Origin of the sequence: Micromonospora sp. WMMD1102 (assembly GCF_029626265.1) — a bacterium.
Lineage (GTDB): Bacteria > Actinomycetota > Actinomycetes > Mycobacteriales > Micromonosporaceae > Plantactinospora.
Window position 1 is genome coordinate 3,373,818 of record NZ_JARUBN010000001.1, and the last position, 13,632, is coordinate 3,387,449.

Genomic DNA, 13,632 nt, shown 5'->3' on the forward strand with positions numbered 1-13,632 from the left:
CCTTACCGGAGGGTACCTGCGGGTGTCCGCGGAGCAGCGCCGGTCGATGGACACCGGCGGACCGGCGGACCGCAGTGAGGAGGCCAATCGTGAGCGTGCCACTGCCGCCACTGCCCCCGACCGGTGACGACGAGGAGTACCGGCCGGGCGGGCGCAGCATGGTGGACCTGCTCGCCGAGGAACACGACCAGATCGTCGCGCTCTGCGGCGAGCTGACCGAGGACATCGGCGCGGAGCGGCGCAGCCAGGTCGCCGAGGTGCTGACCGCGACCGTCGCCCGGCATCTCTCCGGCGAGGAGCAGTACCTCTATCCGACGATCCGTAGCACCCTGCCCGACGGTGCCACGCTGGCCGACCGGGAGATCGCGGCGGACACCGACGTGCTGCGTACGCTGCGGGAACTCGCGCAGGTAACGCCGACCGAGCCGCGGTTCGCCGAACTCGCCGACGAGGTCACCGGGCAGCTGCGCCGGCACGCCTCGACCGCGTCGGCGGAGATCTTCCCCGCGTTGCGGGCGGCGGCCAGCGACGCCGACCTGATCCGGCTCGGCAACCGGGTGGAGATCGCCGAGGAGGCCGCACCGACCCGGCCGCATCCGGACGCCCCGACGACACCGCCGTGGAACCGGGTGGTCGAGCCCGCGCTCGGCGTGGTCGACAAGGTACGCGACGCGGTGAGCGGCCGGCCGACGTACGTCGAGGACCTGAACCCGCCGGCCAGCACCGCGACCCCGACGACGGGAGCCTGACCCTCGACGGGGATGACATGATCGTGCTCGGCCCGGTGCGGATCTCCGCGCCGGGCCGAGATGCCGATGGACGGAGGTTTGGCGGTGCGCGACGCGCTGGTGGTCCGGGGCGGCTGGGAGGGACACGTCCCGGTGGCCGCGACGGAGTTGTTCGTCCCGTTCCTCCGAAACGCGGGCTTCAGCGTCGAGGTGCACGACGACCTCGCCGTCTACGCCGACCCGGACCGGATGGCCGCCGCCGACCTGGTGGTGCAGTGCTGGTCGATCGGGACCATCACCGACGAGCAGGCGGCCGGACTGGTCGCGGCGGTCCGGGCCGGCACCGGGTTCGCCGGCTGGCACGGCGGAATCGTGGGCGCCTTCCACCACAACGCCTACCACCAGCTGACCGGTGGGGTGTTCGTGCACCATCCGCCGGGCTTCTCCGACCACGAGCTGACGGTGCTGCCGGAGCGGGCCGACCATCCGATCGTCCGGGGCGTCGGCACGGTACGCCTGCACACCGAGAAGTACTGGGTGCTGGCCGACCCGCTCAACGACGTACTCGCGACGGTGACCTTCGACCCCGAGCCGGCGGACCGGGACGCGGCGGCGGACGACGGCCCACCGGCCCAGGGCACGCCGTGGGACCGTTCGGTCACCCTGCCCGCGGTCTGGACCCGGAGCTGGGGCGCGGGTCGGGTCTTCGTCTCCACGGTCGGGCACAAACTCGACGACCTGACCCTGCCGCCGATCCGCCGGATCACCGAACGGGGCCTGCTCTGGGCCGCCCGACAGATTTAGGTGTCCGTTCGGTCGCAGTTTGGGTTTCCTTTGGGGGATCTTTCACTGGTCGAAGGTCTAGCCGTGAATCCCTTTCGGGTCCTACCGTCACGCTATGAACCTGGAGCTGCGGCACCTCAAGGTGGTCTGCGCGATCGCGGAGACGGGCAGCGTGACGAAGGCGGCCTCCACCCTCGGCCTGGCACAGCCCGCGCTCACCGCACAGCTCCAGCGCATCGAGCGGACTCTCGGCGGCCCGCTGTTCGAGCGGGACCGACGCGGCGCCCGACCGACCGCGCTGGGCGAACTGGTACTGGCCCGGGCCCGGGTACTGCTGCCCGCGATGAAGGGGTTGCAGGACGAGGCGGCCCGGCTGGCCGGTACCGGCACCACGATGACCCGCTTCCGGTTCGGCGGGGTGAACAGCCCGATCCTCGGTGGACTGGTACACCGGCTCGCCGCCGACCAGCCGCACGCGCAGATCAGCACGCACGCCTCCTGGTCGGTGGACGAGCTGGCCCAGATGGTGCTCAGCGGCCGGCTCGACTTCGTGCTCTCCGGGGTCTGCGGCGACGCCGTACCGTCGGCGGAGTTCGGGCTGACCTGGCGGGCGGTGGCGGTGGACGCCGTCTTCGTACTCCTGCCGGAGGCGCATCCGCTGGCCGCGCACGACGAGGTGCACCTGGCGGCGCTGGCCGGAGAGCGCTGGGCGGCGGCGCCCGGGGACGGCTGTTTCGCGGACTGCTTCGTGGCGGCCTGTGCCCGGGCCGGCTTCACCCCGGCGAAGATCTACGAGACCGACATCCGCAGCTGCATCGACCTGGTCGAGGCCGGCGAGGCGATCGCGCTCGCCCAGGCCACCTTCCGGCCGGTCTCCGGCCTGGTCACCCGGCCGCTGGCGCACACTCCGCTGCGCTGGCGGCTGCTGCTCGGCTGGCACCCGGAGGCTCCGGCGGCCGGCATCGCCGACCGGGTGCTCGGGCACGCCATCGCGGCGTACACGGACTCGCTCTCCCGGAACCCGAACTACCTCGCCTGGCTGGCCCGGAACCCCAACTTCGGCCCGCAGGACCTGGCCGCCGCCTGACCGAAGCCGCCCGGTCAGCCGCTGACACCTCCGTCAGGCGGCGGTGGGCCGGCGGGTGAGCAGCTGACAGCTTTGTCAGGCGGCGGTGAGCCGGCGGGTGAGCCGGCACCAGATCGCGAACTGGCCGAGTGCCAGCACGACGGCGAAGGGCAACAGGGTCCACACCCCGATCCCCTGCGCGACGACGCCGGCCAACCAGGGGAAGAGCGCCCCGCCGCGACCGGTACCGCCCAGGCGAGTACCGCGCAGACCACGACGCCGACCAGGCAGCCGGCGCTGGTGGCGCCCGGGGTCAGCCCGGCCCGGGTGGCGAGCGGGCTGATCAGGAAACGGCCGGCGGTCAGACCCAGCCAGTAGCCGCTGACCGCGTAGCCGGCGAGTACCTCGGACTGCCGGTAGCCGTCGACCAGCAGGGTGAAGGCCCAGTTGCCGACGCTGATCTCGAGTCCGACGTAGCAGGCGAGGAAGACCGCCGCCAGCAGCACCGCCGGCTGCCGCAGTGCCGCGACCAGTAGACCGCCGCTGCCGGTCCGGCCGCCGGTGCCGCCGGCCGGCGCTGGGTCGCCGAGGGCCGGGCCGCCGCCGGGAATCGAGCTGTCCGGTCCGGGCTCCGGGTCGCGGTCGGGGACGTGCCGCTTCGGGTACGCCAGCAGGAAGCCGGCCACCAGCGGCAGGCCGACCAGGCCGAGTACCAGCCACACGGCCGTCCACGGCAGCGCGCGCAGCATCCAGGCGGCCAGGGCCGGAGCGAGCAGTGCCCCGACGCCGAAGAAGGCGTGCAGCCGGTTCAGCAGTGTCGTCGCCCCGGGCAGTTCGCTGAGGTGGGCGTTGAGCACCGACTCCAGTACCCCGATGCCGTAGCCGGCCACCACCTGCACCGCGACGAACGCCAGGAAGGGCGGGCGGACCGCCGTGTAGAGGGCGGCGACGACGAAGGCGCCACCACCGACCGCCAGCGCGGCCCGGGTGCCGAGGCGGTCGATCAGGCCGCCGGTGCTGATCCCGGCCAGCAGGAAGCCGGCGGAGAAGGTGAAGAAGGTGATCCCGATGGTGGCCTTGTCCACCCCGTAGTCGTCGATCTGGGCCGGCAGCAGCACCCCGGCGACCCCGGCGCTCAGACTGACCAGGACGAACGCGGAATAGGCCAGCACGACCACCGGCGGCCGGGCGGTACGGGTGGGTGGCACGGACGCTCCTCGACGGCGCGACGGGGCTGTCTGGGCCGGTGACGAACGGGCGGGATCGACCCGGCGCCCAAGATTACGAGGTCCCGCCGGCCGGGTGTCGCGCCCCCGCCCGCTGCCGGGGCGGGGCGGTATGAGCTAGGCGGGATATACCTGGGTCGATCCTGGCCGGGCTACCTTAACCATGCCCTACCCGACCCAGAACCGCTGGTACCGGCGACGTCGACATCGCCGCCACCGGCGGGACTGACCCCCGGTCGGCGGGGCCCCGGCCACCGTGCGCCGCCTGGTTCCGGGCCGGCGGCGCACGGGCGGACGGCGCACGGGCGGACGGCGCACGGCCCGGCCGCTCTGCGGGCCACCCCTGCGGCCGGCGGGCCGTCGTACCGCCACCCGCCGCCGACCGCCCGCCTGCCGCTCACCGGCGTCCCCGCCCAGCACGGCGACGCCGCCGACGCAGCTGGCCGGCTCCGGTTCCCGCACCCCGAATCCCCCGCCCCCGAACTTCCGCTAAGGAGACTCCGGATGAAGCGAAGACTCGCCACACTGGCAGCGGTGACCCTGCTGCCGGTGGGGATCCTCGGCACCGTGGCGCCACCCGCCGCCGCGGCGCCGGACAACGGCACGGCGGAGCCGGCTCCGGCCACCGCCGAGGCCGCCAGCCCGGACATGCTCGCCGCGATGCAGCGCGACCTCGGGCTCACCGCCGCACAGGCCAGGACCCGGATCGGCCGGGACGACCGGGCCAGTCGGACCGACGCCGGACTGCGCAAGTCGCTCGGCCGGGCGTACGCGGGCGGCTGGATCTCGCCGGCCGGCGACCTCGTGGTGGCGGTCACCGACCGCGCCCAGGCGGCCCGGGTGACCGCGGCCGGTGCGCAGCCGAAGCTGGTCGCCCGCAGTGCCGCCCAGCTCGACGCGATCAAGTCCACACTGGACCGGGCTGCCGCGGAGGCACCCGCCCGGGCAGTCCCCGGCTGGTACGTCGACGTGCCCACCAACAGCGTCGTGGTACTGGCGAACGGCGGTACGTCCGCCGCCACCGCCTTCGTCTCGGCCAGCGGCGTGGACGCGTCGGCGGTACGGGTCGTCGCCACCGCCGAGGCGCCCCGGCTCTACTACGACGTGCGCGGCGGCGACGCCTACTACATGGGCGGCCGCTGCTCGGTCGGCTTCTCCGTCACCGGCGGTTTCGTAACGGCCGGGCACTGCGGCCGGACCGGTACCGCCACCCAGGGCTACAACCAGGTCGCCCAGGGCACCTTCCGGGGCTCCTCCTTCCCCGGCAACGACTACGGCTGGGTGCAGACCAACAGCAACTGGACCCCGCAGCCGTGGGTGAACAACTACGCGGGCGGCAACGTGACGGTGGCCGGTTCCACCGAGTCCGCGGTCGGCGCGGCGATCTGCCGGTCCGGCTCCACCACCGGCTGGCGGTGCGGCACCGTGCAGGCCAAGAACCAGACGGTCAACTACGCGGAGGGCTCGGTCGGCGGCCTGACCCGGACCAACGCCTGCGCCGAGCCGGGTGACTCGGGCGGCTCGTGGCTCTCCGGCCAGCAGGCCCAGGGCGTCACCTCCGGCGGCTCGGGCAACTGCTCCTCCGGCGGCACGACGTACTTCCAGCCGGTCAACGAGATCCTCTCGGTGTACGGGCTGACGCTGCGTACCAGCGGTGGTGACCCGGGCGAGCCGCCGCCCAGCGGCACCTGCACCGGGTACGCCAGCACGTTCACCGGTTCGCTGGCCGCCGGCGGGGTGCAGTACCAGCCGAACGGCAGCTACTACCAGACGACCCGGTCCGGCACCCACCGCGGCTGCCTCGACGGGCCGTCCGGAGTGGACTTCGACCTCTACCTGCAACGGTGGAGCGGCAGCTCCTGGGTGATCGTGGCCCAGGGCACCTCCTCCGGGCCGGACGAGACGGTGTCCTACACCGGCGCCGCCGGCTACTACCGGTACGCCGTCGACGCGTACAGCGGGTCGGGCAGCTACACCCTGGGCGCCACGGCGCCCTGACCGGTGGTCCGGTGCCGCCCCACCGGGCCACCGGCCGGCTCGACCGTCCCGGGCTCCCCGCGTGCGCCACGCGGGGAGCCCGGCGACGCGGAGCGGCCGGAAAGCGGAGCGGCGACGCCGTCGGAAGCCGGCCGGGGTGGCCGTCCAGGCTGTTCGGGCCGGACCGGTGCGAAGCGGGCCGCAGCGGGTACCGGTACCGGCATGACCGACATGATCCCGCCAGAGGACGACCGCGAGACGGTACGCCGGGCCGCCGCCGCGCACACCGCCGCCTCCCGCGACGTGGAGGCGTTCCTGCGCCGGCTGTCGGCGCTGCCGACCCCCGAGGACGTCGCCGAGTACGCGGCGCTGCTGGCCCGGGAGGAGGCGCTGCGCGTCGAGCGGACCGACGCCGCCGAGGCGGCCGGGCTGAACGTCCCGAGCATCGGCGGCGCCTGAACCGGACCGTCGGCGGCCGACCGGAACCGGAGCGAGTCGGCGACGCCGGAACCGGACGGGGTCCACCGGCGGGGCTTGGCCGTTCCCGTCCCGACGCCGGAGCCCGGCACGGTCCGAGCACTGGGCCGGCCGAGCACCGGCCCGGCACCGGCGGTCGCGGTTACCGTTCGAGCAGCGGGTCGTGGCCGAGGTCGAGCAGGGCCCGCCGCCACCCCTCGTCGGTCACCCCGGCCGCCGGCCGGGTGTCGAGCAGGTCCTCGATCTCGGCGACCGTCTCCCGCATCACCTCGATGTCGCCACCGGTCAGGTCCACCTTGCGCTTGCCGAGCACGGCGAGGATCCGCCGGCCGCGTTCCGGCACCCCGAGGTCCGGGTCGGCGCCGAACGCCTCCTCACCGGACCCCTGGGTGAGCAGCCAGCTGCGCAACTGCTCCGAGCTGACGTTGACCCGGCTGTGGAAGTCCTGCCACAACTGCTCCACCTCCGGCTCCACCCGCTGCTGCCGGGCCATCACGCCTCCTCCTCCGGCCGCGGCGCGGACCGGTCCGGCTCTGCTTCGGTACGGTTCCGGCCGTCCTCGGGTGTCCGGGGACGGGCCGGCCCGCCGGTGGCGGCCGGTGGCCGCAGTACGGCGTCGGTCTTGGCGCTCTTCTCGCGGTTCTCCTCGGGCTGGCTCACCCGGTTCTCCTTCCTCGTCCCGGCCGGCGGACACCGGACCGGCCCCGACCGGGCTGGCGGACATCGGACCCGCCCCGACCACGTCGACGGCGACCGGACCGACCAGCCCCGACCACGTCGACGGAGACCGGGCCGGCCAGGTCGGCGCGGAAACCCGGGCCGGGCCGGTTTCCGGGCCGGTGGTCGCGGTGTGTGCTCAGCGGCCGTGCGTGGCGGTGGCCGGGCTCCGCCCGCCGGGCCTCGACCCGGCCCCGACGTCGAAGGTCAGCTCGCCGTCCCGGGTGCCGACGGTGATCCGCTGTCCCGGTTCCACGGTCCCGTCCAGCAGCATCCGGGAGAGCCGGTTGTCGATCTCCCGCTGGATGGTCCGGCGCAGCGGCCGGGCGCCGAACTGCGGCTCGTAGCCGTGCTCGGCGATCCAGTCGATCCCCCCGGTGTCGAACTCGACCTCGATGTCCTGGGCGTGCAGCCGGCGCCGGGTCTCGTTCAGCAGCAGCTCGGTGATCTGCCGGAGCTGCGCCGTCTCCAGCCGGCGGAAGATGATCACCTCGTCGATCCGGTTCAGGAACTCGGGGCGGAACTGCTCCTGCAACCGGCGCATCAGCCGGTCCCGCAGTTCGGTGTTCTCCTCCTCGGCGGCGTCCGCGCCGCCGCCGAAGCCGACGCTGCGCTGGCTGCCGGTGATCAGCTCCGAACCGAGGTTGCTGGTCATGATCATTACGCTGTTCCGGAAGTTCACCGTCCGGCCCTGGCTGTCGGTGAGCCGCCCGTCGTCGAGTACCTGCAACAGGATGTTGAAGACGTCCGGGTGCGCCTTCTCGATCTCGTCCAGCAGCACCACCGCGTACGGGCGGCGGCGTACCGCCTCGGTGAGCTGGCCGGCCTCCTCGTACCCGACGTAGCCGGGCGGCGCGCCGACCAGCCGGCTCACCGTGTGCCGCTCCTGGAACTCGCTCATGTCCAGCCGGACCATCCGGTCCTGTTCCCCGAAGAGCGCCTCGGCCAGTGCCCGGGCGAGTTCGGTCTTGCCCACCCCGGTCGGGCCGAGGAAGAGGAAGCTGCCCATCGGCCGGTTCGGGTCGGCCAGCCCGGTACGCGACCGGCGCACCGCCTCGGCGACCGCGCTCACCGCGTCGTCCTGGCCGACCACCCGCTCGTGCAGGTGCCCCTCCAGCCGGAGCAGCCGGTCCCGTTCCTCCTCGGTGAGCTGGCTGACCGGGATGCCGGTGGCCCGGGAGACCACCTCGGCGATCTCCTGGGTGCCCACCTCGGGCACCGCCGGCTGGTCGCCGTTGCCGTTCGCCACGTGCAGCCGCTCGCGCAGTTCGTGCAGCCGGTCGCGCAGCTCGGAAGCGCGCTCGTACTGCTCGTCGGCGACCGCCTGGTCCTTGTCCCGGCGTACCTCCTCCAGTTCCTGCTCCAGCTCCCGCACGTCCCCGGCGGGCGTCCGGGTCCGCAGCCGCACCCGGGCGCCGGCCTGGTCGAGCAGGTCGATCGCCTTGTCCGGCAGGAAGCGGTCGGTGACGTACCGGTCGGAGAGTTCGGCGGCGGCGACGAGTGCCTCGTCGGTGAACCGGACCTGGTGGTGTGCCTCGTAGCGGTCGCGCAGCCCGCGCAGGATCGCGACGGTGTCGTCCACGCTCGGCTCGGGCACCAGCACCGGCTGGAACCGCCGGGCCAGCGCGGCGTCCTTCTCGATGTGCCGGCGGTACTCGTTCAGCGTGGTCGCACCGATCACCCGCATGTCGCCGCGGGCCAGCGCCGGCTTGAGCATGTTGCTGGCGTCCATCCCGCCCTCGGCACCGGCACCGCCCGCGCCGACCAGGGTGTGCAGCTCGTCCAGGAAGATGATCAACTCGTCGCCGTGCGCCCGGATCTCGTCGAGTACCTTCTTCAGCCGCTCCTCGAAGTCGCCCCGGTAGCGGGTGCCGGCGACCAGGCCGGCCAGGTCGAGCTGCACCACCCGCTTGCCGATGAGCGTCTGCGGCACGTCGCCGTCGCAGATCCGTTCGGCGAGTCCCTCGACGATCGCGGTCTTGCCCACCCCGGCCTCGCCGATCAGCACCGGGTTGTTCTTGGTACGCCGGGACAGGATCTCCACCGCCTGTTCGATCTCGTCGTACCGGCCGATCACCGGGTCGATCTCGTCGGCCCGGGCCAGGTCGGTGAGGTCCTGGCCGTACTGGTCGAGGGTCGGGGTGCCACGGTCCGGCTTGGCGCCGCCGTTCCCGCCGCCGCCGCTGGCGCTGGCCGCCTGCAACGACTGCGGCTGGATCCGGCCGGCCGCCAGCATCCGGCCGGCCGGCGACTCGGGATTGAGCGGCAGGGCCATCAGGATGTGTTCCGGCCCGATGTAGGAGGCGCCCATCGCGCGGGAGAGCTGGTGCGCGTCCAGCAGTGCCCGCTTGGCCGCCGGGGTGAGCGCCATGTTGGACGGCACCTGGCCGTGCTTGGCCGGCCGTTCCACCCGTTGCTCGCCGCCGAGCGCGCCGAGCAGTGTCTCCGGGTCTGCGCCGGCCCGGCTGAGCAGGTCCCGCAGCGGTTCCCGTTGCAGGGCCGCCCAGAGCAGGTGGTCGGTGTCCAGGTCGCTGCTGTTCGCCTGGGCCGCCCGGCGTGCGGCGTCGGCGAGCATCTCCCGGGCGTCCGCGGTCATCAGCCTGGTGATGTCAACCCGCTGCCCCTGCCGACGGCTCTCTCCCCGGCCGAAGTAGCGGGCGAGAAACTCGTCCCACGGATCGGGGCCGTCGCCGGGTCCCTGCGTCATCTCTGATCCCCCTCACGGGCGCGGGCGCTGGCGTCCGGGCGCGGGCGCTGGCGTCACCTCGGCTACCCGGCGGAAGGCCAGACAAACCCGGCGTAACCGCAGCCCGGGCGTCGCGGCCGGTGGGCTGGGGCGATGCCCGGCGTAACCGCAGCCTGGGCGTCGCGGATGGCAGGCTGGGCGGATGGCAGATCCTCTCCTCGTGGTGGACGCCGCGAACGTGGTGGGCTCCCGGCCGGACGGCTGGTGGCGGGACCGGGCCGGGGCCACCGCGCGGCTGCGGGACCGGCTGGCGCCGATCGCCCGGGACGGCCTGCCCGGCCTGGCCCCGCCGATCGAGGTGGTGCTGGTGGTGGAGGGCGCCGCCCGCCGGGTGGCCCCGGCCGAGCAGGTCCGGGTGGTCGCGGCCGCCGGCTCCGGCGACGACGCCGTGGTGGGCCTGGTCGCGGTCGAGGCCGCCGGCCGCAGGTGCGTGGTGGTCACCGCCGACCGGGCGCTGCGGGACCGGGTCACCGCCCTCGGCGCCGAGGTACGCGGCCCGCGCTGGCTCACCCCGCCCGGCGACCCGGGTACGGAGAGCTGACCACCGGGGCTGGAAGTTGTCTGTTCGAACCCGGTCTGCCCGGTCGTCGCCAGACAACTGTCGGGGATCCGACTGAGTAGTCTTGCGGTGACACAAAGTAGGAGGAAGTGCGGGGTCCGGCCGGCGCCGGCCGGACCAGCAGGGAACGGACAGCCGGGCAGCAAACGCCCAGGGCGCCGTATCGTCTCGATCGGGATAAGCTCTAATTAGAGCCCTCCCCGCCCCCTGGAGGTTTCGCCGTGGCCAGTGTCGCCGAGCTGAAAGCGGCCATCGACGCCGCACTACAGCAGATCGGCGACGGCCAGGCGGCGGTGCAGGCCGCCAGCGACAAGCTCGCGGAGGCGCAACAGACCCTGGCCGGGGCGCTGGAGGGCAGTGGACACTCCACCGTCGACGCCGCCCAGGCGTCGCTGTCCCAGGCCGCCCAGGAGTTGGAGGAGTGCCTCGCCGCGACGCTCGCCGCCGTCGAACACGCCCAGCTCTACGTCTCGACGCTGTAGAGCAGCGGATGTCCATCATCGAGGAACTCGGCGCCCAGGTGCGGGCGGCCTCCGACGAACTGCCGGTCGAGTTGGTGATCAAGGCACTCGACCACCTGAAACTCGCCTCCGAACGGTTGCGCTGGGTCCGTCAGGAGTCCGCCGACCCGATGGGCGTACCCGAACTGTCGGCGGCCACCGAGCACCTGGAGACGGCCGGGCACGCGCTGCGGTTGGCCCAGGACCAGTTCGCCTCCTACCTGGCCGCGATCGGTCTGGGCCGGGACGGCCCGCCCGCCGCCGGCCCGGAACGACCGGCCGCCCGGCCCGGCGGCAAGGGCTCGGACGACTCCTCCGGGCCGGTCCGCCGGGTCGCCCCGGCCGCCACCGGCGGCTGGTGGTCGGTCCGGGTGGCCGAACTCTTCGACCGGCGGGACACCCCGGCTCCCAAGCCGGACCAGCAGATCACCGACGCGGAGGAGTTGCTCCGCCGGGTCACCAGCGGAGTACGCTCCGGCGATCGGACCCGGTTGCACACCGAGTTGCGCGCGGTGGAGGCGAACGTCGGGCTCGGACTCGCCTCGGTCGCCCCGCCGATGCTGCGCGACCTGGCGACCGAACTGCTCGGCCACCCGCCCCGGGCGGCGGACCTGCCGAGGCTGCGCCGCGAGGTCACCGGCCAGGTGCGGGACCTGGTCCCCAACCTGCCGCCGGGAGTGCTCGACACGCTGCTCAGCCGGGTCTGCCGGATGCCGCCGCCGAAGGAACCCGTCGAGCAGCCGCACCCGGCCGACCCGGCCGTCGCCGCCGGGGTCCTCACCGGACTGCTGATGCGCCGGCTCGGCCTCGACCAGCGCCCCGTCACCGCTCGCGCACCCCGGGACACCCATGCCTGACCTCCGGACCCAGCTCGTCGACCGGGTCCGCGCCATGCTGTCGCACGCCCTGGGCGCCTCCCGGGCCCGGCTGACGGCGGCACGGACCGAACTCGACAGCGCGCAGGGGCGGCTGCGCCGGATCCGGGACGCCGCCAACCGGGTGCCCGCACGGGTCGGCGCGGAACGGGACCGCCGGGTCGCCGAACTCTCCGACCGGTACGGCACCGAACTCGGCCGGCTCGCCGCCCGGGCCGCCGAGGCCGCCGCACGGGAGGCGCCCGGTGCCGCCGGTACGGAGTGGACGGGCTGGCGGCCCACCCCGGTGGTTCGGGGCGAGGCACCGGGACCGCTCCGGATCGGCACCGTGGACCTGCCCGGCAGCGTGCCCGTACCGGCACTGGTGCCGCTGCTCGACGCGGGGCATGTCCACCTGTCCGGGACCGACCGGGCCGGCTGCGACGCGGTGGTGGCCGCGCTGCTGCTCCGGGCGGTGGGCCGGGGCGACCCGGGCGCGGTCCGGCTGGTCGGCTACGACCCGGAACACCTCGGCGGCGGGCTGGCCGGCTTCGCCCCGCTCTCCACCGCCGGGCTGCTCACCTTCGTTGGGCCGGGCGGGCTGGCCCGCCTCCTGGACGACCTGGTCGACCAGATCCGCCGGATCAACGAGACGGTGCTGGCCGGCGAGTACGCCTCGCTGCGCGAACTGGCCGCGGCGACCGGCCGGCGTCCCGAGCCGTGGCGGACAGCGGTGCTGCTCGGCGGCGACGAGCTGTCCCGGCACGAGCGGGGCCAGCTCGACCGGGTGGCCCGGACCGGCGCCGCCTGCGGCGTGCACCTGGTGGTACGCGGCATCGCGCTGCCCGACGGGCCGGACGTGCACCGGGTGGTGGTCGAGAACGGCGTCGCCCGGCTGGACCGCTGTCCCGAACTGCCGGTGCGCCCCGACCCCGCCCCGCCGGCCACCCTGGTCACCGAGACCTGCCGGGAGGTGGCCGCCCGGGTCAACGCCGGCCCGCCGCCGACGCCCTTCACCGACCTGCTGCCGCCGGCCGACCAGATGTGGCGGGAGGACTCCTCCGGCGGCCTGGTCGCGCCGATCGGGGACGGCCCGCAGGGCCGGCCGGTGACGCTGACCCTCGGCGACTACCCGCCGCACGCGCTGATCGGCGGCCCGTCCGGTACCGGCAAGACCAATCTGATCTTCGCCTGGATCGGTTCGCTCGCCGCCCGGTACTCCCCCACCGAGCTGGAGTTCTATCTGCTCGACTTCAAGGAGGGGGTGTCGTTCGCCCGGTTCGCCCAGGGCCGCCGCGACCCGAGCTGGCTGCCGCACATGCGGCTGGTCGGGATCAACGTGAACACCGACCGGGAGTTCGGGCTGGCCCTGCTGCGCTTCCTCGCCGAGGAGCTGCGCCGCCGGGCGGACGCCGCCAAGCGACACGAGGTGACGAAGCTCGCCGAGCTGCGCGCGGTGGACCCGACCGGCCGCTGGCCGAGGATCGTCGCGGTGGTCGACGAGTTCCAGATGCTGCTGGCCGGCCGGGACGCGGTGGCCCGGGAGGCGGCCGACCTGCTGGAGGACCTGGCCCGGCGGGGCCGCTCCCAGGGCATCCACCTGGTGCTGGCCTCACAGGACGTCCGGGGCATCGAGGCGCTCTGGGGCCGGCCGGCGCTGGTCGCCCAGTTCACCCTGCGGATCGCGCTGCCCAAGGCGCTGCGCATCCTGGCCGAACGCAACGACGCCGCCCAGGTGCTGCCCCGGCACCACGCGATCGTCAACGCCGAGTCGGGGATGTCCGAGGGCAACCAGGTGGCCCGGATCCCGGCCGCCAGCGACTGGGGCACCTGGAGCGACCTCCAGCACCGGCTCTGGCGGATGCGCCCGCCGGACGCCGCCCCGGCCCGGCTCTTCGACGGCGACGCGATCCCCCGGCTGGCGGAGGCGCCGGACTTCGTCGCGCTCCGGCCGCCGGGCCAACCGGCGGACACGCTCCGGCCGCCGGCCCAGCCGGTG

The 13,632-nt window shown here is 74.3% G+C and carries 12 protein-coding genes and 1 pseudogene; 9 read left to right on the forward strand and 4 right to left on the reverse strand.

Annotated elements, in window-relative coordinates; translation table 11 throughout:
* Positions 1-89 precede the first annotated feature (89 nt).
* From O7626_RS15045 to O7626_RS15055, 3 genes are all read left to right on the forward strand, one after another.
* Positions 90-749 (forward strand): hemerythrin domain-containing protein, encoded by a 660-nt coding sequence (locus tag O7626_RS15045; RefSeq protein WP_278061782.1) that lies wholly within the window; start codon positions 90-92, stop codon positions 747-749.
* A gap of 66 nt (positions 750-815) precedes the next feature.
* Complete coding sequence (locus tag O7626_RS15050; protein ID WP_278061783.1) at positions 816-1,532, forward strand: ThuA domain-containing protein; 717 nt, start codon at positions 816-818, stop codon at positions 1,530-1,532.
* Between the two features lie 94 nt (positions 1,533-1,626).
* Entirely contained in the window at positions 1,627-2,598 is a 972-nt protein-coding gene (locus O7626_RS15055; protein WP_278061784.1) for a LysR family transcriptional regulator, read from the forward strand.
* A 14-nt stretch (positions 2,599-2,612) separates the two neighbouring features.
* Here the strand turns inward: O7626_RS15055 and O7626_RS15060 are convergent, their stop codons facing one another.
* Positions 2,613-3,785: an MFS transporter gene (locus O7626_RS15060; protein WP_278061785.1), complete on the reverse strand. Its 1,173-nt coding sequence runs from the start codon at positions 3,783-3,785 to the stop codon at positions 2,613-2,615.
* Positions 3,786-4,307: 522 nt separating this feature from the next.
* Here O7626_RS15060 and O7626_RS15065 point away from each other — a divergent pair.
* A complete protein-coding gene (locus tag O7626_RS15065) occupies positions 4,308-5,801 on the forward strand; it encodes a S1 family peptidase (protein WP_278061786.1) in 1,494 nt (497 codons plus the stop codon).
* 201 nt (positions 5,802-6,002) lie between these two features.
* Positions 6,003-6,239: a hypothetical protein gene (locus tag O7626_RS15070; protein WP_278061787.1), complete on the forward strand. Its 237-nt coding sequence runs from the start codon at positions 6,003-6,005 to the stop codon at positions 6,237-6,239.
* A 160-nt stretch (positions 6,240-6,399) separates the two neighbouring features.
* Here O7626_RS15070 and O7626_RS15075 read toward each other — a convergent pair whose 3' ends face one another.
* From O7626_RS15075 to O7626_RS15085, 3 genes are all read right to left on the reverse strand, one after another.
* Positions 6,400-6,750, reverse strand: a complete 351-nt coding sequence (locus O7626_RS15075) for a DUF3140 domain-containing protein (protein WP_278061788.1) — start codon at positions 6,748-6,750, stop codon at positions 6,400-6,402.
* Entirely contained in the window at positions 6,750-6,917 is a 168-nt protein-coding gene (locus O7626_RS15080; protein ID WP_278061789.1) for a hypothetical protein, read from the reverse strand. Before O7626_RS15080 ends, O7626_RS15075 begins: the two co-directional genes overlap by 1 nt.
* A 196-nt stretch (positions 6,918-7,113) precedes the next feature.
* Positions 7,114-9,681 (reverse strand): ATP-dependent Clp protease ATP-binding subunit, encoded by a 2,568-nt coding sequence (locus tag O7626_RS15085; protein WP_278061790.1) that lies wholly within the window; start codon positions 9,679-9,681, stop codon positions 7,114-7,116.
* A 181-nt stretch (positions 9,682-9,862) separates the two neighbouring features.
* Between O7626_RS15085 and O7626_RS15090 the strand changes: the two genes are divergently transcribed.
* The 4 genes and pseudogenes from O7626_RS15090 to O7626_RS15105 form a co-directional block, all read left to right on the forward strand.
* Positions 9,863-10,261, forward strand: a complete 399-nt coding sequence (locus O7626_RS15090; protein WP_278061791.1) for a hypothetical protein — start codon at positions 9,863-9,865, stop codon at positions 10,259-10,261.
* Positions 10,262-10,500: 239 nt separating this feature from the next.
* Positions 10,501-10,761, forward strand: coding sequence for a hypothetical protein (locus tag O7626_RS15095; RefSeq protein WP_107259179.1), 261 nt, complete (start codon positions 10,501-10,503; stop codon positions 10,759-10,761).
* Positions 10,762-10,769: 8 nt separating this feature from the next.
* Entirely contained in the window at positions 10,770-11,636 is an 867-nt protein-coding gene (locus tag O7626_RS15100) for a hypothetical protein (RefSeq protein ID WP_278061792.1), read from the forward strand.
* Positions 11,629-13,581 (forward strand): annotated as a pseudogene (locus tag O7626_RS15105) (FtsK/SpoIIIE domain-containing protein); the annotation flags it as partial. The gene O7626_RS15100 and the pseudogene O7626_RS15105, both read left to right, overlap by 8 nt.
* Between the last annotated feature and the right edge of the window lie 51 nt (positions 13,582-13,632).

Excerpts from the sequence above, each read along its gene's own strand:
- O7626_RS15050 (WP_278061783.1), top strand. The coding sequence starts at position 816 with ATGGACGGAGGTTTGGCGGTGCGCGACGCGCTGGTGGTCCGGGGCGGC.
- O7626_RS15055 (WP_278061784.1), top strand. The coding sequence starts at position 1,627 with ATGAACCTGGAGCTGCGGCACCTCAAGGTGGTCTGCGCGATCGCGGAG.
- O7626_RS15065 (WP_278061786.1), top strand. The coding sequence starts at position 4,308 with ATGAAGCGAAGACTCGCCACACTGGCAGCGGTGACCCTGCTGCCGGTG.
- O7626_RS15070 (WP_278061787.1), top strand. The coding sequence starts at position 6,003 with ATGACCGACATGATCCCGCCAGAGGACGACCGCGAGACGGTACGCCGG.
- O7626_RS15075 (WP_278061788.1), bottom strand. The coding sequence starts at position 6,750 with ATGGCCCGGCAGCAGCGGGTGGAGCCGGAGGTGGAGCAGTTGTGGCAG.
- O7626_RS15085 (WP_278061790.1), bottom strand. The coding sequence starts at position 9,681 with ATGACGCAGGGACCCGGCGACGGCCCCGATCCGTGGGACGAGTTTCTC.
- O7626_RS15090 (WP_278061791.1), top strand. The coding sequence starts at position 9,863 with ATGGCAGATCCTCTCCTCGTGGTGGACGCCGCGAACGTGGTGGGCTCC.
- O7626_RS15100 (WP_278061792.1), top strand. The coding sequence starts at position 10,770 with ATGTCCATCATCGAGGAACTCGGCGCCCAGGTGCGGGCGGCCTCCGAC.